14 protein-coding genes and 1 pseudogene are annotated in these 22783 nt (G+C 68.6%); 3 read left to right on the forward strand and 12 right to left on the reverse strand.

Annotation, left to right across the window (positions count from 1 at the left end; all coding sequences use genetic code 11):
• Positions 1–7449 (reverse strand): annotated as a pseudogene (locus tag ALI144C_RS05495) (amino acid adenylation domain-containing protein); the annotation flags it as partial.
• Positions 7450–7585: 136 nt separating this feature from the next.
• Positions 7586–8833 (reverse strand): serine hydrolase domain-containing protein, encoded by a 1248-nt coding sequence (locus ALI144C_RS05500; protein WP_083752742.1) that lies wholly within the window; start codon positions 8831–8833, stop codon positions 7586–7588.
• A 509-nt stretch (positions 8834–9342) separates the two neighbouring features.
• Here ALI144C_RS05500 and ALI144C_RS05505 point away from each other — a divergent pair.
• Positions 9343–10062 carry a TVP38/TMEM64 family protein gene (locus ALI144C_RS05505; protein WP_076985909.1) on the forward strand — a complete coding sequence of 240 codons (720 nt, stop codon included), beginning with the start codon at positions 9343–9345 and terminating at the stop codon, positions 10060–10062.
• Here the strand turns inward: ALI144C_RS05505 and ALI144C_RS05510 are convergent.
• The 9 genes from ALI144C_RS05510 to ALI144C_RS05550 all read right to left on the reverse strand — a co-directional run bounded on the left by ALI144C_RS05510 (position 10059) and on the right by ALI144C_RS05550 (position 20031).
• Positions 10059–10490, reverse strand: coding sequence for a type II toxin-antitoxin system Rv0910 family toxin (locus tag ALI144C_RS05510; RefSeq protein ID WP_076985910.1), 432 nt, complete (start codon positions 10488–10490; stop codon positions 10059–10061). The genes ALI144C_RS05505 and ALI144C_RS05510 overlap by 4 nt on opposite strands.
• Before the next feature lie 60 nt (positions 10491–10550).
• The gene (locus ALI144C_RS05515) at positions 10551–11468 is read right to left on the reverse strand and encodes an o-succinylbenzoate synthase (RefSeq protein WP_202818857.1); all 918 of its coding nucleotides are present in this window, start codon (positions 11466–11468) and stop codon (positions 10551–10553) included.
• Between the two features lie 35 nt (positions 11469–11503).
• A complete protein-coding gene (locus ALI144C_RS05520) occupies positions 11504–11980 on the reverse strand; it encodes a glutathione peroxidase (RefSeq protein ID WP_076985912.1) in 477 nt (158 codons plus the stop codon).
• A 12-nt stretch (positions 11981–11992) separates the two neighbouring features.
• Entirely contained in the window at positions 11993–12856 is an 864-nt protein-coding gene (locus ALI144C_RS05525) for a sugar phosphate isomerase/epimerase family protein (protein ID WP_076985913.1), read from the reverse strand.
• A gap of 20 nt (positions 12857–12876) precedes the next feature.
• On the reverse strand, positions 12877–16323 hold the full coding sequence (locus ALI144C_RS05530) for a ThuA domain-containing protein (protein ID WP_076985914.1): 3447 nt from the start codon (positions 16321–16323) through the stop codon (positions 12877–12879).
• A gap of 8 nt (positions 16324–16331) precedes the next feature.
• Positions 16332–17099, reverse strand: coding sequence for a hypothetical protein (locus ALI144C_RS05535; RefSeq protein ID WP_143230426.1), 768 nt, complete (start codon positions 17097–17099; stop codon positions 16332–16334).
• Positions 17100–17324: 225 nt separating this feature from the next.
• On the reverse strand, positions 17325–18137 hold the full coding sequence (locus ALI144C_RS05540; protein ID WP_237773998.1) for an ABC transporter ATP-binding protein: 813 nt from the start codon (positions 18135–18137) through the stop codon (positions 17325–17327).
• A 2-nt stretch (positions 18138–18139) separates the two neighbouring features.
• Complete coding sequence (locus ALI144C_RS05545; RefSeq protein WP_076985917.1) at positions 18140–19162, reverse strand: ABC transporter substrate-binding protein; 1023 nt, start codon at positions 19160–19162, stop codon at positions 18140–18142.
• A 14-nt stretch (positions 19163–19176) separates the two neighbouring features.
• Positions 19177–20031, reverse strand: a complete 855-nt coding sequence (locus ALI144C_RS05550; RefSeq protein ID WP_076985918.1) for an ABC transporter permease — start codon at positions 20029–20031, stop codon at positions 19177–19179.
• A gap of 154 nt (positions 20032–20185) precedes the next feature.
• On the opposite strand from ALI144C_RS05550, the gene ALI144C_RS05555 reads away from it, so the two are divergent.
• Both ALI144C_RS05555 and ALI144C_RS05560 read left to right on the forward strand, forming a co-directional pair.
• Positions 20186–21220, forward strand: coding sequence for a LacI family DNA-binding transcriptional regulator (locus ALI144C_RS05555; protein ID WP_076985919.1), 1035 nt, complete (start codon positions 20186–20188; stop codon positions 21218–21220).
• On the forward strand, positions 21217–22344 hold the full coding sequence (locus ALI144C_RS05560) for a mandelate racemase/muconate lactonizing enzyme family protein (protein WP_076985920.1): 1128 nt from the start codon (positions 21217–21219) through the stop codon (positions 22342–22344). Before ALI144C_RS05555 ends, ALI144C_RS05560 begins: the two co-directional genes overlap by 4 nt.
• Here ALI144C_RS05560 and ALI144C_RS05565 read toward each other — a convergent pair.
• Complete coding sequence (locus ALI144C_RS05565; protein ID WP_076985921.1) at positions 22325–22690, reverse strand: sunset domain-containing protein; 366 nt, start codon at positions 22688–22690, stop codon at positions 22325–22327. The genes ALI144C_RS05560 and ALI144C_RS05565 overlap by 20 nt on opposite strands.
• Between the last annotated feature and the right edge of the window lie 93 nt (positions 22691–22783).

The following is a 22783-nucleotide window of genomic DNA, read 5'->3' on the forward strand; positions in this document are numbered from 1 at the left end:
TCACTCCCCGCCCGCGGCGATGCGCTCGAGCTCGCGCAGGATGTGCTCCTCGACCGTTTCGGCGAGCGCAGCCACGGTCTGCGCGGTCATCACGTCCCTCGGTGTCAGCGACACGTCGAACGCCGAGTTGGTCCGCGCGGAGATCAGGACACTTTGGATGGAGTCACCGCCGAGGTCGAAGAAGTTGTCGTCGATGCCGATCCGGTCGACCCCCAGCACGGCTGACCAGATCTCCGCGACGAGGAGTTCGGTGTCGGTGCGCGGGGCCACGTGGTCGGCTCGTGCGGTCTGGCTCCAGTCCGGCGCGGGCAAGGCGTTGCGGTCGAGCTTGCCGTTGTTGTTGAGCGGCAGCCGGTCGATCGAGACGAACGCGGCCGGGACCATGTGGTCCGGCAAGGTGCTCGCGGTCAACGCACGCAGCGCGTCCACGTCGACCTGGCCGTTCGCCGGGACGACGTAGCCGACGAGCTGCTTGCGGCCCTGGTCGGAGCGGGCCACCACGACGGCGGACGCGACACTCGGGTGTCCGGTCAGGACGGTCTCGATCTCGCCGGGTTCGATCCGGAAGCCACGGACCTTGACCTGGTGGTCGGATCGGCCGAGGTACTCGATCGTCCCGTCGGGGCGCCTGCGCACCACGTCACCGGTCTGGTACATCCGGTCGCCGTCCGAACCGTACGGGTCGGGCAGGAACTTGTTCGCGGTCAGACCGGGCCTGCCGAGATAGCCCCGCGCGACGCCCGCACCCCCGATGTACAGCTCGCCCGCGGCACCGACGGGCATCGGGCGGAGCCTGCCGTCCAGGACATAGGCCCTGGCGTTGGACACCGGGCGGCCGATCGTCGGCATGTCGGCACCGTCGGAGTACCACGCGGTCGCGTACACCGTGGCCTCGGTGGGGCCGTAGGCGTTCACGATCCTCGCTCCCGGAACCGCCTCCCGCAGCGCGGTGTACACCCGTTGCGGCAATGCCTCCCCAGCGAGGACCAGGGTTTCCGCGTCCACGCGCAGACCCGGCCCGTCCAGGAGGTTGGCGAACACCGACGGCACACCACTGGCCATGCTGCCCTGCCACGGCCGTTCGGCCAGCACCAGCAGGTCCTGGACCAGTTCGATGCTGCCACCGGACATCAGCGGCGCGAAGATCTCGAACACCGACACGTCGAAGTTCAACGACGTCGACGCCAGCACGTGCGACATGTCGCCGACATTCGTGGCCGCCCAGCGCATCAGGTTGACCGCGCTGCGGTGCGACACCATGACGCCTTTGGGACGTCCGGTCGATCCTGAGGTGTGGATCACGTAGGCGAGATGGCCGGGTCGGTGTGGCTCGATCCGCTCCTCGTCTGTCACGTTCTCGCACGGCAGCGCGGTGTCTTCGATCACCTCCGTCAGCACACAGATGGGTTCCACGTCGGCGAGGATCATGTCCTTGCGGTCGGGTGGGTACGTGGGATCGACCGGCACGTATCCACCGCCTGCCTTGAGGACCGCGAGTGCCGCGACGACCATGTCGGCGGTGCGCGGCAGTGACAGCGCGACCGTCTTCTCCGGTCGGACACCCTGCGCGATCAGGTCGCGCGCCAACCGGTTGGCTCGCGCGTTCAACTGGGTGTAGGTCAGGTTTCCGTCGGTGTGCCGCACGGCCACCGCGTCCGGTGTCCGCGCGACCTGACGTTCGAACATCTCGGTCAGCGTGACGTCGGGGACGTCGTCGCCGGTTTCGTTCCACGACTCGATCTGGGCGCGCTCGGTCGCGGTGAGGATCGACAGGTCACCGAGGCGACGGCCGGGGTCGGCGACCAGGTCGTCCAGCAGGACACCGAGGTGTTCGCTGATCCGGTCGACGGTGTTCTCGTCGAAGCGGTCCCGTTCGAACCCCAGCACGATCTTCAGCCGCCTGCCCGGGTAGATCGTCGCGCTGAGCGAGTAGTTGGTCGCCTCGATCGCGGTCATGTCGGTGATCCGCAGACCGTGCACCGAGTCCGCCGGGTAGTTCTCGAAGACGAGGATGCTGTCGAACAGCTCCGTCCCGCCGGGCACGCCGCTGCACGCCTGCAGGCGGGACAGCGGCAGGTGCTCGAACTGCCGTGCCTCGGTCTGCTGCTCCTGCAACTGCCGCAGCCAGTCCGCGACCGTCGCCGAGGAGTCCACACCGGACCGCACCGGCAGCGTGTTGATCAGGATGCCCGTGATCCCGTCGGGCAGGTCCGCCGGACGCCCGGACACGGTCGCACCGAAACACACGTCGCGCTGGCCGCTGTACCGCGACAGCAGCAGCGCCCAGACGCCTTGGATGACAGTGTTCAGCGTCAGCCTGTGCCGCTTGGCGAACTCGTAGAGCCGCGCCGAGGCCGGTTCGTCGAGCTCGAACGGGACCTGGGCCGCGGAACGCGGGGCCCGCGAGGAGACGCGGTCGTACGGAAGCGATGTCGGAGTGGTGAAGTCACCGAGCACGCGACGCCAGTACTCCTCCGCCGGACGGTCGTCGCGGCCGCGGAGCCACTCGACGTAGTCGCGGAACGGCGGCCGGTCGGGTACTTCCGCGCCGCTGTACCGGGCGAAGACGTCGTTGAGGACCTGGAAGATGCTCCACCCGTCGAGCAGGACGTGGTGGAAGGTCCACAGCACACGGACCTCGTCGCCCGGCAGCCGCGCCAGACTGATCCGCATCAACGGCGCCTTGCTCAGGTCGACGCCCTCCGCGCGGTCCTTGGCCAGCAGGCTCCGCAACGCCCGTTCGGCGCGCGGCGCGGAGTACCGGGACCAGTCGAGCACGCTGACCGGCAGCGTCACGTCGTCCCGGACGACCTGCACCGGTTCCTCGACGCCCTGCCACACGATCGCGCTGCGGAGCACCGGCGTGCGGCTGACGATGTGCTGCCACGCCTTGGCCAGGCGCATCACGTTGTCCACGCCGCCGAGCACGAACGTGGTCTGCTGGAAGTACGTTCCCTCGTCCGGCTCGGACAGGTCGTGGAAGACCATCCCGGCCTGCATCGGGGTCAGCGGGTAGATGTCCGACGCGGACGGCCCGATCCTGTCGATCTGGTCCTGGGTGAGCGCGGCCAGCGGGAAGTCCGACGGGGTCCGGCCGCCGCCCGGGACCCGGATGATCTGCCGCAGCGCCGCCGACAGCTCCTGCGAGAGCTTCTCGATCGTCGCGGGCCTGTGCACGTTCGACGAGTAGAACCACGTCAGCTCCAGGCACCCGCGTTCGACCTTGCCGACGAGGTCGATCAGGTGGAACCGGTGGTGCGCCGGGCTGGCGTCCAGGTCAAGACCACCGATCCCGCGGTACAGCTCGCCCCGAGGCCAGTCCATCCTGCCGAGGTAGTTGAAGCTCACCTGGGGCCGCAGCCTGGGACCGAGCACGCCGTAGGACAGACCGTTGCGCGGCACGGCCCGCAGCTGCTCCTTGACCGACTTCAGGGTGTCGCCCCACGCCGTGTCCGGGACGTGCAGTGCGACGGGGAACATGGTCGTGAACCAGCCGACCGTCCTGGACAGGTCGGCACCGCCGAACTCCTCGCGGCCGTGCCCTTCCAGGTCGACCAGCACGTCGTCGTGACCGGTCCACTGACCGAGCACCCGGCCCACAGCGCTGAGCAGGACGTCGTTGGCGCGCGTGTGGTACCGCTTCGGGAGGTCGCGTAGCAGTGCGTCGGTTTCCCGTTCGGTGAGCCTGGTCGTGACCGTCCGGGTGCTCGCGACCGTGTTGGGCCCGTCGCCGTCGACCGGGATGGGGCCGGGATCGGCGACCGCGTCCCAGTAGGCGGCGTCCGCGCTGAAGTCGTGCGCCGCCAACAGCCTCGACCAGTCCAGGAAGGACGTGGTCTTGGTACCGAAGTCGACCGGCTCGCCCCGGACCACCTGCTGGTAGGCCGTGTCGAGGTCCTCGAGGAGGATCCGCCAGGACACGCCGTCGACCACGAGGTGGTGCACGCTGATCAGTACGGTCGTCCGGTCGACCAGGACCGCCTTGATCATCGGGCCGGACACCAGGTCGATGCCCTCACCGACGAGGATGCGTTCCTGGACCGGGGCGACGCGCTGGACGCGGTGCCCGTCGGTGGTCTCGAACCGCATCCGCAACGCGTCGTGGTGTTCGATCAGTGCCCTGGCGGCCTTGTCCAACGCTTCCGGGTCGTAGTCGTCGACCAGCTCCACCACGATGGACTGGTTGAAGTGTTCCGGGTCGACCGGGTGGTTGTCGAAGAACCAGCGCTGGATCGGCGTCAGCGGGGCCTCACCGACGACCGGGCCCTGGTCGACGACGGTCACGTGTTCGGTGATCACCGGAGCCAGTGCGGCGACGGTCTGTTTGGCGAAGATGTCCCTGGCGGTCACCGTCATCCCGGCCTGTTTGGCCTTGGCCACCACCCGGATCGCCAGGATCGAGTCACCGCCGAGCTCGAAGAAGTTGTCCCGGACGCCGACCTTGGGCACACCGAGCACATCGGCGAAGATCCCGGCGAGCTTCTCCTCGGTCGGTGTGCGTGGGGCGACGTACCCGCTCGGCGACTGCACCACCTGCCGCGGAACGGCTGCCGGGTGCGGGCCGAGCTCGCCGACGAGCCGGTCGGGGTCCGTGACGACGGCGTCCAGCAGCTCGTGCAGCCTGCCTGACAGACGTTCGACCGTGCTCGCCTCGAACAGGTCCTTGTCGTATTCGAGGACGACCAGCAGTTCGTCGCCACGCGGCCAGAACTCGATGACCAGGTCGAACCGCGCGTGCGGCCTCGGCAGGTCACAGGGTTCGACGCGCAGGCCCGCGACGTCACGGGGGCGGGCGATCTCGTTGTGCAGCACCACGACCGCGTGCAGCCGGTCGGTGTCGAGCTGGTCGAACGGGACGTCCTCGTTGGCGAACGCGCCGAGCACGGTCGCGCGGACCTGCCCGACGAAGTCGGCGAACCGCAGTCCCGGATCCACGTCGGACCGCAGCACCAGCGTGTTGACGAAGAAGCCCGCCACACCGTCCAGTTCGGACCGGTTGCGGCCGGAGCTCACGCTGCCGATGGCGACGTCGCGTTCACCGGTCCAGCCGGACAGCAGCACGTTGACGGCAGCGGCCAAGGTGGTGAACAGGGTGGCGCCGTGCGCCTGGCCCATCCGGGTCAGGCGCCGCACGAGTTCCGCGTCCAGCCGACTGCGGTGCACCGCACCGGACGGTCCTGGCCGTGCGGCCCTGGGGTGGTCGACGGGCAGCCGCAGCGGCCGCATCCCGGCCAGTTTCCCCTGCCAGTACGACAGTTGGCCGCTGATGTCCCGCTCACGCTGCCAGACGGCGAAGTCCGCGTACTGGATCGGCAGCGACGGCAGGTCGCCCGCGCCCGCGTACACCGACCACAACTCGTCGAGCAGCACATCCACCGACCAGCCGTCGGTGACGATGTGGTGCTGGCACAGGACGAACACGTGGTCGTCCACGCCGAGGCGGACCAGCACGGCACGGGACAGCGGCCCGCGGCGCAGGTCGAACGGCCGCGCGAGCTCGGTCTCGACGCAGGCGGACGAATCGCTGACGTACAACGGGATCTCGCTGTCCGCGCCGATCACCTGGACTGGTTCGCCGTGCACGGTGTCGAACGTGGTGCGGAGGATCTCGTGCCGGTCGACCAGCGCCGCGAGCGCGGAGCGCAGCTTCTCCACGTCGACGCGGCCGGTGATCCGGACCCCGAAAGCCGTGTTGTTGCCCGCGCCGATCAGCTCGTCCTGCAGCCAGAGCCGGTGCTGGGCCGGGGAAAGCGGATAGACGTGGCCGCGCTCGACCCGGCTGATCGGCGTGGCGGCGGCCGCGGCGGGGACGAGCTCGGCGAGACCGGCGATCGTCCTGGCGTCGAACACGGCGTGCGCGGGCAGGTCCACGCCGAGGTCGGTGCGGATCCGGGCGATCACCCGGTTGCCCAGGATCGAGTCGCCGCCGAGGAAGCCGAAGTCGTCCTCGATCCCGACCCGGTCCATGCCGAGCACGTCCGCCCAGATCCGGGCCAGTGCCCGCTCGGCGTCGGTGCGCGGTTCGACGTACGACGGACCGGCCTCCACGACCGGCGCGGGCAACGCGGCACGGTCCAGCTTGCCGTTGGGGCTCAGCGGGAATTCGCGCAACACGACGAACGCCGCCGGAACCATGTACTCGGGCAGCACGTCCGCGACCCAGTCGCGCAGGTCCGGCTCGCCGGACGAGGTCACGTACGCCACCAGCCGTTTGAGGCCCTGGTCGACGCGGGCGATCACCACGGCGCCGTCCACCTCGGGGTGGCCGCGCAGCACCGTCTCGATCTCCCCGGGTTCGATCCGGTGGCCGCGGATCTTGACCTGGTGGTCGGCCCGGCCGACGAACTCCAGCTCACCCGTCGCGGTCCAGCGGACCACGTCCCCGGTGCGGTACATCCGGCTGCCGGGCGGTCCGAACGGGTCCGCGACGAACCGGGAAGCCGTCAGGCCCGGCCGGTTGAGGTAGCCACGAGCCAGGCCGACACCGGATACATAGAGCTCGCCCGACGACACCGGGTGCAGCGTTTCGTCCAGCACGTACGCGGTGGTGTTCCAGATCGGGCCGCCGATGGGCGGGGCCGTCTCCCCCGGCACCAGCGGCTCGCTCCAGGTGGCGACCACGGTGCACTCGGTCGGGCCGTACGCGTTGATCATCCGCCGTCCCGGCGCCCAGTGGCGGACGAGTTCGGCGTCACAGGCGTCGCCGCCGACGATCACGCAGCGGAAGTCCGGCAGCGCGGTGGCCGCCGACGGCGGCACGGTCGCCAGGGCGACCGGCGGGATGAGGGCGTGGGTGACGCGCGAACGGCCGAGTACTTCGGCAAGTCGCTCGCCCAGGAGCGGGCCGGGCGGCGGCACGACCAGTGCCGCGCCCGCGGGCAGCGACATGCACAGCTCCAGCACGGAGGCGTCGAAGCTCGGCGAGGAGAACTGCAGCACGCGGTCACCCGGCCGGACGCCGAACCGGTCGATCTCCGCCGCGGAGAAGCTGGCCAGGCCGCGGTGGGTGACGACGACGCCTTTCGGACGGCCCGTCGAACCGGACGTGTAGATGACGTAGGCGGGGTGATCCACCCCGACGTCGACCCGCGGCGACCACGGCGGCATCTCGTCGATCGCCGGATCGCGCAGGTCGGCGCGGGTGAGCGTGAGCACGGGAGCGGCGTCGGCCAGCATCATCTCGACGCGTTCGGCCGGGTAGTCCGGGTCGACCGGCAGGAACGCGGCGCCAGCCTTCAGCACGGCCAGTTGAGCGACGACGATGTCGGCCGATCGGGGCAGCAGCAGCGCGACGACGCGCTCCGGGCCCGCGCCGCGGTCGACGAGCAAGTGGGCGAGCCGGTTGGCCCGCTCGTCCAGCTCCGCGTATCTGATGACGGTGTCGTCGTACCGGATCGCCGGTAAGCCCGGCGTGCGCTCGACCTGCCGTTCGAACATTCCAGAAAATGTAAGCGGGGCCACTCGGACGTTTTTCCCCGCACCAAGGACAGCATTGTTCGACAGCATGACCAGGGCACCTTTCAGGTGTGTTAAATGATCACAGTCACCCGTTCGGGCAATGAACGGCGACGGTGCCTGCGATCTATTACCGGCGGGCCAGCGCGAGCCTGCCGTTGACGTGAATGCGGTCGATTTTCCCGGTCTCCGGAGATACCAGGCAGCGGCCCGCGTACAGCTGCTGACCTGATTGGTTATCCCGTAGCGAGAATGTCAAACCTTCGTGAAAAGTGATCATGGCCTGTGGCTCGCCGTCGACCGCGAAGACCATGTCCGCGGAGATCGAATACTCGGTGTCGCCGTTGTGGAAACTGCCCGACCAGCCGTCCGGCGGTGGCAGGACGACGTCGGGCACGGCCGTCAACGAGCCGCTCGGGATGGGCAACCCCCGGCGGCCCAACTCGGCCACGACGTCGTCCCACAACCCCGCACCCGCACTGGAATTGCAGGTCAGAGCGGCCACAGTGCCGCGATCCGGGTCGATCCTGAGCTGGCACCACGTGCCGTCGCCGGTGCCGTCGTGGCCCGCCCACGTGCCGAACAGCGCGAGGCCGAGACCCCACGCGTCGGCCAGGCCGAAGGCGTCGGCGACCGGCTGGCGCATCCGGCGGGCGTCCTCGTGCGACAGGATGCCACCGCCGTCGACCAGCATGCGGCCGAGCGCGACCAAGTCGGAAGCGCTCGCCGCGATGGCACCGGCGGGTGCCTCGGCGAGCGTGATGTTCTGCGTGACGGGTCTCGCACGTCCGGCGTGCCCGGTCGCGACGGGTCTCGCGGTGCGCGGACCGACCACGAACGCCGGTGCGATCCCCAGCGGGCGCAGCAGGATCGATTCCACGCACTCGAACCACGACATCCCCGTCACGGTCTCGGCCAGCCTGCCGAGCAGCACGAACCCGGCGTTCGAGTACGAGAAGTCCCCGCCGGGCGGCTGGATCAGGCCGGTGCGCTCGACCAGCCCGCGCATCGACGGCCCGCCCTCCGGGCCGGACTCCAGGCCACCGGTGTGGCTGAGCAGCTGCCGCGGTGTGACCGCCGCGATCGGCCTGCCCGCGGTCTCCGGCACGTACTCGCCGACCGGGTCGTCCAGACCGAGGTCGCCGTCCGCGGCCAGGACCATGACCACCGCCGCGGTGAACGTCTTGCCGATGGACCCGACCGGGAAGGCCACGTCCGGTGTGACGGGACGGCCGCTGCCGTGCTCGGCCTCGCCGACGGCCACGGCGACCAGCTCTCCCTCGTGCAGCACCGTGAACTGCGCCCCCGGTACCCCGTGCGCTTCGGTCAGCGCACCCACCATGCCGGAAAGCCCGGCCGAATCAATGCGGCCGGTCACTCCCACTAAACCCCCGCCATCCTCCGATGCGGATAACACCGATTTCCCTCTCGTTCACTCCCACGGACCGAACGGTTTCCCCGTTGCCGGAACGCGCCATTCCAGGCAAACCCGTTCGACGACTCCCAACGCATACCCACTGTGCCTCTGTCAACAACATCGGCTATACCGCCATTAGTGGTGTCATCGTTTTTGAAACTAGTGATTGAAAACGAAAACATCTATGGCGGTCAACGCTACGGAGTTGCCACGCGGCCAACCATGCCACGACTGGGTGCGTTTAGGACCGACGGACAGCGGGAATGGGCGTCATGATCGACACCGGGAGTCACCGCATCGCACTGATCTACGGTTCGTTACCGATAACTTTCGCCTATACCGCCACAGTGCGTGACAATCGTCCGAACAGGCGCTTAATCCCATTTCGTGGAAAGGTGAACGAACGTGGTTTACTCGATCGACCCCTCGGGCATCCGGGACGGTCGGGGCGACACATCTAGACTGGTGGCATGCCGCGAGTTCGTACCGCGCTGGCCGTCGGTCTGCTCGCGGTGTTGATAGCCGCCGCGTTCGTGCTCCCCGTCCCGGGGCCGGGCGACGTGCGGTCGTGGGCGCTCGGCGCGGGCGCCGCCGCTCCCCTGTTGATGTTCGTGACGTACGTCGTCGCCACGATCGTGCCGATCCCGCGCACGGTGTTCTCGTTGGCCTCGGGCCTGTTGCTCGGCCCGCTCCTCGGCGTGCTCGTGGCGATGTCCGCGACCGCGCTCAGCTCGGTCCTCGGTTTCGGGCTCGCGCGGTGGGTCGGTCGCGGGTTGGTGGCCCGGCACTGGGACAAGGCCGCGGTCCGGGCAGTCGACGAGAAACTCACCGGCGGCGGGTGGCTCGCGGTGGCGTCGCTGCGGATGATCCCGGTCGTGCCGTTCACCCCGATGAACTACTGCTGCGGGGTCTCCTCCGTGCGGCTGCTGCCGTTCCTGGCAGGCACCGTGCTCGGCAGCCTGCCGGGCACGACCGCGGCCGTGCTCATCGGCGACACCCTCACCGGGTTCGGCAACCCGACCGCGCTGATCGTCTCCGGCGCGTGCGCGTTGATCGGCGCGACCGGTCTGCTCCTGGTGATCCGCCGATCACCCCCCACCGCCCCGCCGCCGCTGTGCAACCAATGTGGCCTTCGGTGCGAAAAACGCTACGAAAGCCACATTGGTTGCACGAACGGCGCAGGGGCCTAGTCGACCAACCGGGCCAGCTTCTCCAACGACTTGTGCAGGTCGCCCTTGAGCGTTCTGCCCACCGCCGCCGAGATCGGGCCGAACATCCCCGGCCCGGTGAACTCCACATCCAACTCGCCCGTCGCGCCGTCGCCGTCCGGCCGCAGCTTCAACTGCAGCGACGCCTTGACACCGGCCTTGCCCTCACCGGAGAGCGTGATGCCGTTGGGCGGGTCGTAGGAAGTGACAGACCAGGTGATGCGGTTGCGCAGGCCTTTCACCGACACCACCGATGTCAGCACTGTGCCCGTCTTGATCTCTTCGGGCACATCGCCTCGCCAGCCCTCGTGCAACGCGAGCCATTCACCGAACCGGGACAGGTCCGACGCGGTCACCCACGCCTTGGCCGGTTGGACTGGCATCGAGGCGGAAACGCTCACCTTGGTCACGGCTTCCTCCTTACGGTCGCAAGGACGGTACCGCCAATCGGCCGACTACGCCCGCCCCGATCAGGCGATCATGAACCGGGCCGCCCGGTCGAGCCTGGCCAGCCACCACGCCACCCGTTGCGGATCGGTCTCCTCGAACCGGCCCGCCACGGGCGGCCCGGGGGCCCTGACATCGATGAACCCGTCGACCGGGATGAGCGAGTCGTCCACGACATCGCCTGCCAGCAACGACAACGTGCCCAGACCGCACGCGTGGTCCAGCGACGGCAGCGCCGCGGCCAGCGCGACCTGCGCGGCCAGACCGACGCTGGTCTCCAGTGCCGACGAGACCACGCAGGGCAGCCCGGCCGCCTCCGCGACGCGCAGCGCGCGCCGGACGCCGCCCAAGGGGGTGCACTTGATCACCGCGATGTCCGCGGCGCCCGCCACCGCGACTTTCAGGGGATCCTCGGCGCGGCGGATCGATTCGTCCGCCGCGATCGGGACGTCCACCCGGCGTCGCACCGCGGCGAGCTCGTCGATGCCCGGGCACGGTTGTTCGACGTACTCCAAGCCGCCCGCGGCTTTGTCCAACGCGCGGATGTTCGCCACCGCGGTGTCCACGTCCCACACCGCGTTGGCGTCCACGCGGATCTTTCCGTTCGGGCCCAACGCATCCCGGACCGCCTCGACTCGTGCGACGTCCTCGGCGAGCGAGCCGGGGTGGTCGGCGACCTTGATTTTCGCCGTCCGGCAACCGGAACCCGCCGCGATCGCGTGCGCCTTCGCCGGGTCGACGGCGGGAACGGTGCAGTTGACCGGGATCCGGTGGCGCACCGGCGCGGGCCAGCCCACCGTGCACTGTTCCACCGCCGTGGCCAGCCACGACGCGGCCTCGGCGTCGTCGTACTCGGTGAACGGGCAGAACTCGCCCCAGCCGGCCGGACCTTCGACCAACACCCCCTCGCGCACCGTGATACCGCGAAACCGGGTGCGCATCGGGATCGAGTAGACCCGGGTCTGGGAGAAGGAAGTCACCGGGGCAGCTGCGCCTCGATCGCCGAGCGGATCTTCGGGTCACCCGGCTCGACGGTCGGCCGGAACCGCGCCACCACGGCACCCCGGGGCGACAGCAGGAACTTCTCGAAGTTCCACTGGACGTCCCCGGCCTGGCCCTCCTCGTCGGCGTGCGCGGTCAACTCCGCGTACAGCGGGTGCTTGCCCGGCCCGTTGACCTCCAGTTTCTCGGTCATCGGGAAGGTCACGCCGTAGGTCGTCGAGCAGAACGTCCGGATCTCCTCCACGCTGCCCGGTTCCTGGCCACCGAACTGGTTGCACGGCACGCCGATCACGGTGAACCCACGCGGGCCGTACTCCTTCTGGAGTTGCTCCAGCGCGGTGTACTGCGGCGTCAGTCCGCACTGGGACGCCACGTTCACCACCAGTGCGGCCTTCCCACCGGTCAGCTCGTCCCACGTGGTGGCTGTGCCGTCCAGGGTTGTGATCTTCACGCGCTGCCTCCTCTAGAACCTGACCTTGGCAAGGTACTCCTGGCCACGCCGGGCTGTCAGCAGCGGATCACGCGGGGTGTCGTGCTCGACGACGTACTCACGGATCCCCGACTGGGCGTACCGGGCGAAGATCCGCGGGAAGTCGATGGTGCCGTGGCCGAGGTCCTCGAAGGACCCGTCGGCGGCCATGTCCTTGACGTGGTACACCGGGAACCGGCCAGGGTGGCGTTCGAAGTACGCCACCGGGTCGTATCCGGCCTTGACGATCCAGTACAGGTCCAGTTCGAAGTTGACGAACCGGGCGTCGGTCCGCTCGAGCAGGATGTCGAACAGGACCTTCCCGTCCACTGTCGCGAAGTCCACGTCGTGGTTGTGGAACAGGAACTTCCGCCCCGCGCTGCGGCAGCGCGTACCCCATTCCTGGAACTTCGCCGCGACATGGGTGTATCCGGCCACTGTGCGCAACGAGCCGGGCAGCGACGGCACCACCACGTACCGGACGCCCAGAATCCCGGCGATCTCCAGTTCCCGCTGGACATCGGCGTTCATCGCGTCCCAGCTGGTGTGCGTGAGGACCGCGCGCACACCGGCGGTGTCCATCATGTCCCGGAACTTCTCCGGCGCGTGCCCGTACAGGCCGCTCACGCCGACAGTCGCGTAGCCCATGGTTCCCAAGGCGTTGAGCGTCCCCTGTGGATCGGTGGCCATGAGTTTGCGGACTGTGTACAGCTGGATCCCGATGTGGTCGAGCGGAACCCGGGTTTGGTCTGAGGAGTGCGGCGGCGGGTCCGCCGCCGCACTCGTACCGTTCAGACCACTCGCGACCACGCCGGTTCCCAAGGCGACCTTGAGGAAGCCACGTCGTGAGGTAGTCATCGCCGACCCCTAGTTGCCCATTAGTTGACAGTGATGAGCACGGTGTTCGAACTGTGCGCGCCGGTGTTGTCCGTCGTGGTCAGTCGCGCTGTGTAGACGCCCTTGCGGGCGTACTGGTGCGTGACCGACGGACCACTACCGACGGCCGTGTTGTCACCGAAGTCCCACGAGTAACCGGTGACAGTCCGTCCGGCAGGCGGGTTCACCGCCGACGTGAGCGAGACGTTCAACGGCGCCGGTCCACTCCGGACAGATGGCGTGATCACGATCCCGGTCGCTGTACCCGGCTTCGCCATGCCTTCGCCGTTGAACTGCAACCAGTCCAGCGACAGCAGGTCGGGCGATGTGGGCGTCCACGCGGGGTTCGTGAACACGGCGTACAGCTTGACCGTGCGCCCTGGGTTCTTCAGCGGCACTGTCGGTGAGATCAGGTTGTTGTAGTCACCCGTGTTCGGGATGGTCACCGAGCCGAGCAGTTGACCGGTCGGCGAGTCGGCGCGGAACTCGATCGTGCCGCCGAGACCGCCGGACGCGGCGCCGACCGTGACCGAATCGATCCTGGTCAGGTTCACCGGGTCGTACGCGACCCAGTCGCCGTGCTCGATCTCGCCGAGCCGCTTGCCCGCCGAGGCGTTGGCGTTGTTGATGACGGCCGGGCCACCCTGTGCGCCGCCGAAGCCTTCGTGGTGCTCGGCTTCCTTGCGCTTGGGTTCGAGCACGAGGTGTGCCGAGCCCGTCAGCGGAGGCACACCGCGTGGCCCGCCGCCGTCGGTGTACTGCGCCGCCACCGCCACGTAGAGGTTCTGGCCCGGACCGTGGCTGGATCCCTGGTCGGTCTTGATCTCGCCGCGGCACCCGGTCACGTTGTCCATCGGGTGCAGGTGCGAGTCGTGCCCGAGCTGGGACTGGACGACGACCTTCGTGCAGTCGATCCGGCCGTCCTCCCGGTCGGTCACCCGGACCTCGAACGGAATCGTGTCACCCCAGTCGAAGGCACCGCCGTTGACCGGCGAGACGACCGTCACCTCAGGCCTGGTGTTGCCCGCGGTGATCACCGTCGCCGCGATGCCGTCCAGGCCGTTGCGGCGGCTCTTGACCGACAGCCGCGCATCGTACTGTCCGGGGTTGGCGTACGTGTGTGTCGGGTTCGGCTCGGTGGAGTCGATCGTGCCGTTGCCGTCGAAGTCCCAGAAGTAGTCGATCGGTTCACCGTCGCCACCGGCCGATCCCGCACTGGAGAACTTCACGGTCAGCGGGTACCTGCCGGAGTCCACATCGGTCTTGAGCTTCGCGGTCGGCCTGCGGCCGTTGGCCACGTAGTCGATCCGGTGGATGCCCGAGCCGTCGTTGGTCCCGCCCCGGCCGGTGCCGCTGCCGGAGCCGAAGTCGATCACGTACATCGAGCCGTCCGGGCCGAAGTGCGCGGAGAACGGCTGGATCCAGCTCATGGTCGGCAGCGCCTTGTTGATCGACTGCAGGTCCCCCGCCTGCACCGCGGGGAAACGCGGGTTGGCGAACGCCTGGTCGGTGCGCTGGAACGAGATCGCCTTGAAGTAGCCGCGGGTCAGCTCGTAGCCGAACCACTTGCCGTCGAAGTACTCCGGGAACTTCGTCACCAGCGCGTTGCTCGCGTTGTACTGGTAGACCGGGCCGGACATCGGGCCACCGCCGCCGGTGCCGAGCTCGGGGAATTCGGCGGACGCGGAGTAGGCGTACCAGATCGTGGCCGGGTCGGCGGCAGGCAGGTCACGCAGGCCGCTGTTGTTCGGCGAGTCGTTGACCAGCTTGCCGCAGTCGAACTTCGGGCCGGACGTGCCGGTCGCGAAGTTGTAGTCGTTGAACGGGATGTTGTTGCCGACGCAGTACGGCCAGCCCTGGTTGGACGCCTTCGTGATCCGGCTGAACTCGACTGTCCCTTCCGGACCGCGGTGGGGGTTGGCCGACCGGGCGTCCGGGCCGTAGTCGGCGACCATCAGCGTGTCGGTGATCGGGTCGAGCGTGATCCGGAACGGGTTGCGCATGCCCATCACGTAGATCTCGGGCCTGGTCTTGGCGGTCCCCGGCGCGAACAGGTTGCCGGGCGGGATGGTGTACGTCCCGTTGGGCTGTGGGGTGATCCGCAGGATCTTGCCACGGAAGTCGTTGGTGTTGCCAGCCGTTGCCTGCGCGTCCAACGCGCGACGGCCCGGCCGCTCGTCGATCGGCGTGTAGCCGTCGGAGTTGAACGGGTCGGTGTTGTCGCCGGTCGCCACGTACAGGTTGCCGTGCTTGTCGAGCTGGATCGAGCCGCCCATGTGCGAGTTCGCCCGGAACTCGTCGCGGAAGGTCGGGATCTCCAGCAGCCGCTTCTCACTCGCCATGTCGACCTTGTCGCCGACCACGGTGAACCGGGACACGTTCTGGCGTTTCTCGACCTTGTCGGAGTACAGCAGGTAGACCCAGTTGTTCCGGGCGAAGTCGTTGTCCAGCGCGATGCCCAGCAACCCGTCGGACTGGCTGGTCATCTGCGGGGTGTAGGCGAAGTCCAGCGCGGTGGCGATCTTCAACGTGCGCTGGTCGAGGATCTTGAGCGCGCCCGTGCGCTGGATGAAGAACACGCGCCGGTCCGGCGCCACGGCCAGTTCGAACGGGTCCGCGAGGCCTTCCGTCACCAGGGGGACCTTCTGGAACATGGTGTCCTTGGTGGCCGAACAGTCCCCCGGTTCGGCACCGGCGGCCCATTCGATCCCGCCGAGCAGGTGCTTGAGGTACACCGGGTCGGCGAACCGGGGGATGCCGTGGCCGATCGTGGTGTACCAGGAGCGACCGCCGTCGTAGTTCTGGCACCAGGAGATCGGGTGGTCCACGCCCTGGTTCAGCCCGGTGATCCCGTCACGCAGCTTGACCTGCGCGAGGGTGTGCACCTTGCCGGTCGGGTTGACCTTCCAGTTGTACCACTCCTCCCCTTCCAGCTCCCACAGGTCGGGCAGGTGCTTCGTGGACGGGTGGGTGTGGTCGAGCACCTTGACCCGGCCCGGCTGGACCGGCGGGTGGAAGTCGAAGATCGCCCCGGCCAGTCCTTCGAACCACGTCCAGTCGCGTTCGCTCGCGGTGGCGGCGTGGACACCGGTGAAGCCGCCGCCCGCGCGGATGTAGCGCTGGAAAGCGGCGCGCTGGTCGGCGTTGAGCAGGTCGCCGGACTGCGGCGTCGAGTTGGTGTTGTTGAAGATGACGGTGGCGTACTTGGCGAGGTTGGTGTCGGTGAAGGCGGCCGAGTCCTCGGTCGCCTCCACCGCGAAGTTGTTCTCCGCACCGAGTTTCCTGATCGCCGCGACGCCCGCGGCGATCGAGTCGTGCCGGACGTTGGTCGTCTTGGAGAAGACCAGGACCGAGAACCGCGGCTCAGCCGCGGCCGCGGGCAGCCCGAAGGCGCCTGCCAGCAGCAGGACAGCACAGATCAACGCCCGTAGGCGTGCGGCGGGTTTCATGGCTGTCCTTACAGGTCCGCAGGCCCTGTGGCGTGCGCGGCGGCCTTGGCCGCACCACGACGGCCATCGACGTCGGCTGACCGCTCGTGCGTCGCTGCCGCGCCACGGCTGGCTGTCTCCGGTGCGAGGTCCTCGAACTGGCCGGACACCGTGCCACGGACGCGGTTGTTGGAACCCGTCGGCGCCGGGTCGTTGTCCGCGCCGGACAAGTTGCCCCGGACGATGTTGTTGCTGACGTGCACATCAGCCTTGTTGCCGGACACTGTCAGGTCGCCCGCCCAGTAACTGGCCTGCTCACAGCCGACGACCGGGCCGTTCGCGCCGATCTGCAACGCCTTCGAGTTGCCGGTGTAGGAGGCGTTGCCGTAGAACTCGCTGGCACAGGCGACCGCGCCGAGCTTGGCGCCGGTGACCGTGATGTCCTTGGCGACGACCGAGTTCACCAGGTCCACGTAGGCCACGTTGGTCCCGGTGACGTTGCCGTTGAAGCTCACGGCCTCCGCGTAGACCTCCCCCACGCCTGCGGTGAAGTCACCGTCCACAGTGGCGCCGTTGAGATACGCGTAGGTGCCGCGGTCGGGGAACTTGTCGGACGACACCTTCACGGCGCCGACCTTGGTGCCCCCGGCGAGGTAGAACCCGAAGCCGTCGGTGGACGTCAGCGATCCCTTGAGCGTGGTTCCCTGTGCGTCCAGGAAACCGTCATCCAGGACGGTGACGTTGCCGTTGAACGTGCCCCCGGTGACGACCAGGCTCGCGCCCGCCTCTACGGTCACGGTCCCGGTCACAGTGACATCGGTTAACACGCAGGACTTGGTCGCGCCCACTCTCAGATCACCCGGAACGCTCACCGCCCCGGCCTCCCCTTCGCAGTAAGTCGTCAAACCCGCGCTAGCAGGCAGCGCGACGGCGAACGAAGCCGAAGCCACGATGGCCGCGACAGCCCACACGGAACGAACCTTCATTGGTCCTCCAGGTGCGTAAAAGCTCAGTCGACTCGATCAATCAGCACTGGTGGCGGCGCCCAGCAGATCGCGAATCCGGCCGGTCGCTCGCGCGAACCCGGGCTCGGACATGGTCTTGCCGTAGTCGCGCTCGAGCGGCAGGTCGACGGCGATCAGCTCGTCGATGGTGCCCGGACGCGCCGACATGACCACCACCCGGTCCGCGAGGTAGACGGCCTCGGGAATCGAGTGGGTGACAAGGAGGATGGTCGTGCCTGTCTCACGCCAGATCCGGCGCAGTTCGATGTTCATGTGCTCGCGGGTGAGCGCGTCCAACGCACCGAACGGCTCGTCCATCAACAACACCGGCGGCCGGTGCAGCAACGCCCGGCACAGTGCCACACGCTGTTGCATACCACCGGAAAGTTCATGGGGATACGCGTCCTCGAAGCCGGTCAGGCCGGTCATCGCGATCAGCTCGTCGGCACGTTCCCGCGCCACGGCCGATGGCATCCCCCGCATCTCGGCCTGCAGCAGGATGTTCTTGCGCGCGGAACGCCATTCGAGCAACGCGGCGCGCTGGAAGACGTAGCCGATGTCCCGCCGTGGCCCGTCGACCTTCTCGCCGAGCAGCGTGACCTGACCCTTCGACGGCTTCATCAGGCCGGACACCAGCTTGAGCAGAGTGGACTTGCCACAGCCGGACGGGCCGACGATGGCGACGAACTCGCCCGCGGCCACGCTCAGCGAGACGTCGTGCAGTGCGGTGACGTCCTTGCGCCTGGTGCGGAAGCGGACCGCCACGTCCTCGATCTCGACGCTGGTGTCCATGTGGGCCGGTGCCTCGGTTGCCGGGCTGCTGGCGGGCATCCTCATCCCTTCGGGGCGAAGCTGACGTCCCAGTACGCCGAGGGCTCCTGGGCCTTGGTGATCACGCCCGCCTCGGCGAAGACCTTGATCGTCCTGCGCCAGTCGGCCTCGTCGTTCACCCCTGGCGCCTTGCCCGTGGTCGTTTCCGTGTGGAGCAACTTGGTGGTCTCGCCGAACTGCTCCGCGAGTACCGTCTCGGACGGCAACTGCTGTGAAGCGCCCTTCATCGACTGCACGGCGGCGCTCGCGTTGGCCTGCGCGGCGGTCCACGACTCGCTCGTCGCCGCGACCATCCGCGTGACCAGGTCCTTCTTCTCGGACAGGTTCTTCTGCGAGGTGAGCAGGCCGTTGGCGAAGAAGTTCAGCCCGTGGTCGGCGAACTTCAGGTACGAGACCTTCTTGCGGCCCTTTTCCTGGATGGTCGGGCCCTGGTCGGTGGCGAAGCCGAGCAACGCGTCCGTCTGGCCGGACAGCACGGCGGCCATCTTGCCCGCGGCGTCCAGGTTCTGCAGCTTCACGTCCGAGTCGGCCAGCCCGTTGACCTTGAGGAACGCCGGGAAGGTCTTGCTCAGCGCGTCACCGGCGGTGCTCGCGATGGTCTTGCCCTTCAGGCCCGTCGGCGACGTGATGTTCTTGTCGCTGAAGAACTGCACCGCCGACGGTGTGGTCTGCAGGAACACGCCGACACTCTTGACCTGCATGCCCTGTCCGACACCGGCCAGCAGGGCGGGCGTGTCGGCCCAGCCGAAGTCGGTCTGGCCGGCCGCGGTGGCCTGGATGGTCTTCTGCGAGCCCTGGCCCGCCTGGATGGTCAGGTCGATCCCGTGCTTCTCGAAGATCTTCTGCGCCTTGCCGTAGTAGAACGGCGCGTGCTCGCCGTACGGGTACCAGTTCAGCATGAGGGTGGCTTTGTCGAGCTGCTTGCCCTCGGCGTTGGTGGACTTCTGCTGCTCCGAACCGCCACAGGCGGCTGCCAGAGCGAGCACGGGCACTAAGGCGGCGGTGAGCAGGGTACGCAACCTCATCGAAACTCCCCTTGTCACATGCTGGTGGTGGCGGCGTCGACGCGCCTGCTGGCGTGCCACGGGAGCACGAAGTACTCGAGCAGTTCGACGAGCGCGAACAGCACGATGCCGAGCAGCGAGATGACCACGAGCCCGGCGAACAGCACCGGCGTGTCGAAGTTCCCGTTCGCCTGCTGGATCACGTAACCGAGGCCCTCGTTCGCGCCGACGAACTCGCCGACGACCGCACCGGTGACCGCGAGCGTCACGCCGATCTTCAAGCCGGAGAACAGGTGCGGCAGCGACGCGGGCATCCTGATCTTGTAGAACGTCTTCAGCGGACCCGCGCCCATGGTCGCCGACAGCTGCAGCATCTCGGGGTCGATCGACTTCAGCCCGGTGACCATCGAGATCACCACGGGGAAGAACGCCATCAGCAGCGCGACGAGGATCTTGGGCTCGATGCCGAAACCGAGCCACACCACGAACAGCGGCGCCACCGCGATCTTCGGGATCACCTGCGCGAACAGCAGCAGCGGATACAGCGTGCGCTCGATCGTCGGCGAGTACACCATCATCACCGCGGCCAGCACGCCGACGACGATCGCGAGCACGAACCCGGCGAGCGTCTCCCACAACGTGACGAGTGTGTTCTGCCAGAAGTAGTCGAACTTGTCCCCGATGACCGCGAACGTGTCGCCCGGCGAGGCGACCAGGTACGGCTGGACCAGCCCGGTCGCGGTGATCACCCACCAGCCGGCGAACAGCAACGCCAGCAACGCGGCCGGGCGCCACGCGCGCCCCAGGACGCGAAGCGCCTGCTCGGCCACGCCCGGCCGGGCGCGCTCGGCCACCCCGACCGGCGCCTCCCGCGCGCTCTGTACCGCCATGCCTCGCCGCCTCCCGTCGCGGAACCCGCAAGATTGAAAGCGCTTACCCACAGCTAAAACCGCATGTCCGGCAGTTGCAGAAAGCGCTTTCAGAAAGCGCTTTCTGCGCTAGAGTAGACACGCCCGGCTCGGTGGGTCAAGAAGTGGAGACTCGATGCCCGAACGGACGCACGTGACACTGCAGGACGTCGCCCGTGCCGCCGCAGTGTCCCCCGCGACCGCGTCCCGGGTGCTCAACGGCAGCGCGAACGTCCGTGCCGATCTCCGCGTTCGTGTGCAGGACGCGGCCGGAAGGCTCGCGTACGCGCCGAACGCGCACGCCCAGGCACTCGCCGGGGCGTCGCGGCGGACCGTCGGCGTGATCTGCCACGACGTCAGCGACCCGTACTTCGCCGTGATCGCAAGGGGAATCATGCGGGTGGCCGGGGACAACGGGCTGCTTGTCATGTTGGCGAGCACTTTCCGTGACGCCGATCGGGAGGTCGCGTACGTCTCGATGCTACGGGCCCAGCGCGCCCCGGCGATTCTGCTGATCGGTTCCGGTTTCGAGGACAAGGCGTGGGAACGCGCGCTGGCCGCGGAACTGGACCCGTACCTGCGGGGCGGCGGGCGGGTGGCGGTGGTGTCCCGGCACCGCAGCCTGCGTGTGGACAGTGTGCTGCCGGAGAACCGTTCGGGGGCGGCCGCTTTGGCGAAGGCGTTACTGGGAATGGGGCATCGGCGGTTCGCCGTTCTGGCCGGTCCGCGCGCGCTGACCACTGTGGCCGACCGGATCGCGGGCTTCCGCGACGCGCTGACCGGTGCCGGTGTTCACATGTCTGAAAAGGACATTGTCGAGTGCGGCTTCACCCGTGACGGCGGGTACGAGGGCATGATCAGGCTGATCGCCGGAGGGCTACGCGCGACCTGCGTGTTCGCGGTGACCGACGTGATGGCGATCGGCGCGTTGACCGCGTTGCGTGACAACGGCTTGTCGGTGCCAGGTGATGTCTCCGTCGCGGGGTTCGACGACATTCCCATCGTCCGGGACCTGACGCCACCGTTGACCACGGTGGCGTTGCCTTTGGAGCAGTTGGGGGAACGGGCGATGGAGCTGGCACTGCGGGAGAACGCGGGACGGCGCAGCCGCATCGTGCGGCTGGCGGGCGAAGTGGTGATCCGGGAGAGCACGGGAAGGGTGCGGCCATGACTGTGGCGGGACTGACCATCGACCGCGTCGAGACGTTCGCGGTGCCGTTGCCGACCCTGCGGCCGTTCGGCGTGTCCGGCGGGTCCATCGCCGTGATGGGCAAACCGAGCGTGCGGATCCTGGTCAAGGTCAGCGCCGGTGAGTTCGCCGGGTGGGGCGAGGCGACACCGATCCCGGCGTGGACGTACGAGACGTGCGAGTCGATCGTGAGCACGATCGACGGTTACCTGGCGCCCGCGATCACCGGACGTCCGGCGTGGGATCTGGACGGGGTGGCCGCGGTGTTCGACTGGGCGATCAACCGCGGGTTCAGCATCGGGTCGCCCTTGGCGAAGTCCGCCGTCGACGTGGCGCTGCACGACCTGGTCGGCCGCGCGCTCGGGGTGTCGATCGGGCAGCTGTGGGGACAACGCCGCGCCGAGGCGATCCAGCTCGGCTGGGTCGTGTCCGGCCAGGGGCCCGCCGAGGTGGCCGCCGCCGTGGCCGAGGGGCAGGACCTGGGTTACCAGGCGTTCAAGGTGAAGATCGGACTGGGTCCGTCGGACATGCGGATCGTCGAGGCCGTCCGCGCGGCCGCGCCCGACGCGCCGTTGTGGGTCGACGCGAACCAGGCGTACTCCGTCGCGGAAGCTGTCCGGATCTCCCGTGAGCTGGCGTCGTTCGGGGTGACGGCGTTCGAGCAACCGTTGCCCGCCAACGACATCGCCGGGCTCCAGCGGCTGCGCGACCTGTCGGCGGTGCCCGTGGCGCTGGACGAGAGCCTGCGGCACCCGACCGACATGGCCACGTTCGTCCGGCTCGGCGCGGTGGACATCGCGATCGCCAAGGTCCAGCGCAGCGGCGGGTTGTTGCTGTCGCGCAGGCTGCTGCAACTGGCCGAGGACAGCGGGCTGCGGCTGATGGGGTCGGGTCTGACCGACTCGGACATCGGCCTGGCCGCGTCGCTGCACCTGTTCGCCGCGTTCGGCATCACCTCACCGGTGGACCTCAACGGCCGCCAGTTCGTCGACTCGGTGTACGTCGGTGACACCGTGAAGGTCGTCGACGGCATGGCGTCCGTGCCGACGGGGCCGGGGCTGGGGATCGAGGTGGACGAGGAGAAGGTCAGGCGACTGGCCCTGTGACCTTCGGTGAGTCCGTCCGCGGGGCCTCTTCGGCGTCCCACGCCCGGAAGCCCGCGAGTTCGGCGTCCGCGACGGAGATGAACTCCAGCCCGCCGCGAACGCTGCCGTAGTGCGGCGAATCCGGTGTGTGGTAGCGCATCGACTTCTTCGACGCCCTGACCACCACCGGTTCCGGTGCGTCGCCGTCGATGTCGTCGTCGGCGTCGTCGTCGGGTTCGCCGACCGCTTCGGCCCCGGCCGTGGGGGCCGGTGCGGCCAGTCGGCCGCGCAGCGCCAGGAACGTGATTCCGGCACCGGCCAGGAACGAGACCAGGCACAGCAGGTAGACCTGCCCGGCAAGCCACATCAAGGTTTGTTCACCTGAACTTTCGAAGGAAGGCCCGGCCTGAGGCCAGGGAGGAATTCGGACTCTGTCAGGAGCGGCCCGGCGCAGCTCGGT

This window comes from Actinosynnema sp. ALI-1.44, from assembly GCF_001984155.1.
Classification (GTDB): domain Bacteria; phylum Actinomycetota; class Actinomycetes; order Mycobacteriales; family Pseudonocardiaceae; genus Kibdelosporangium.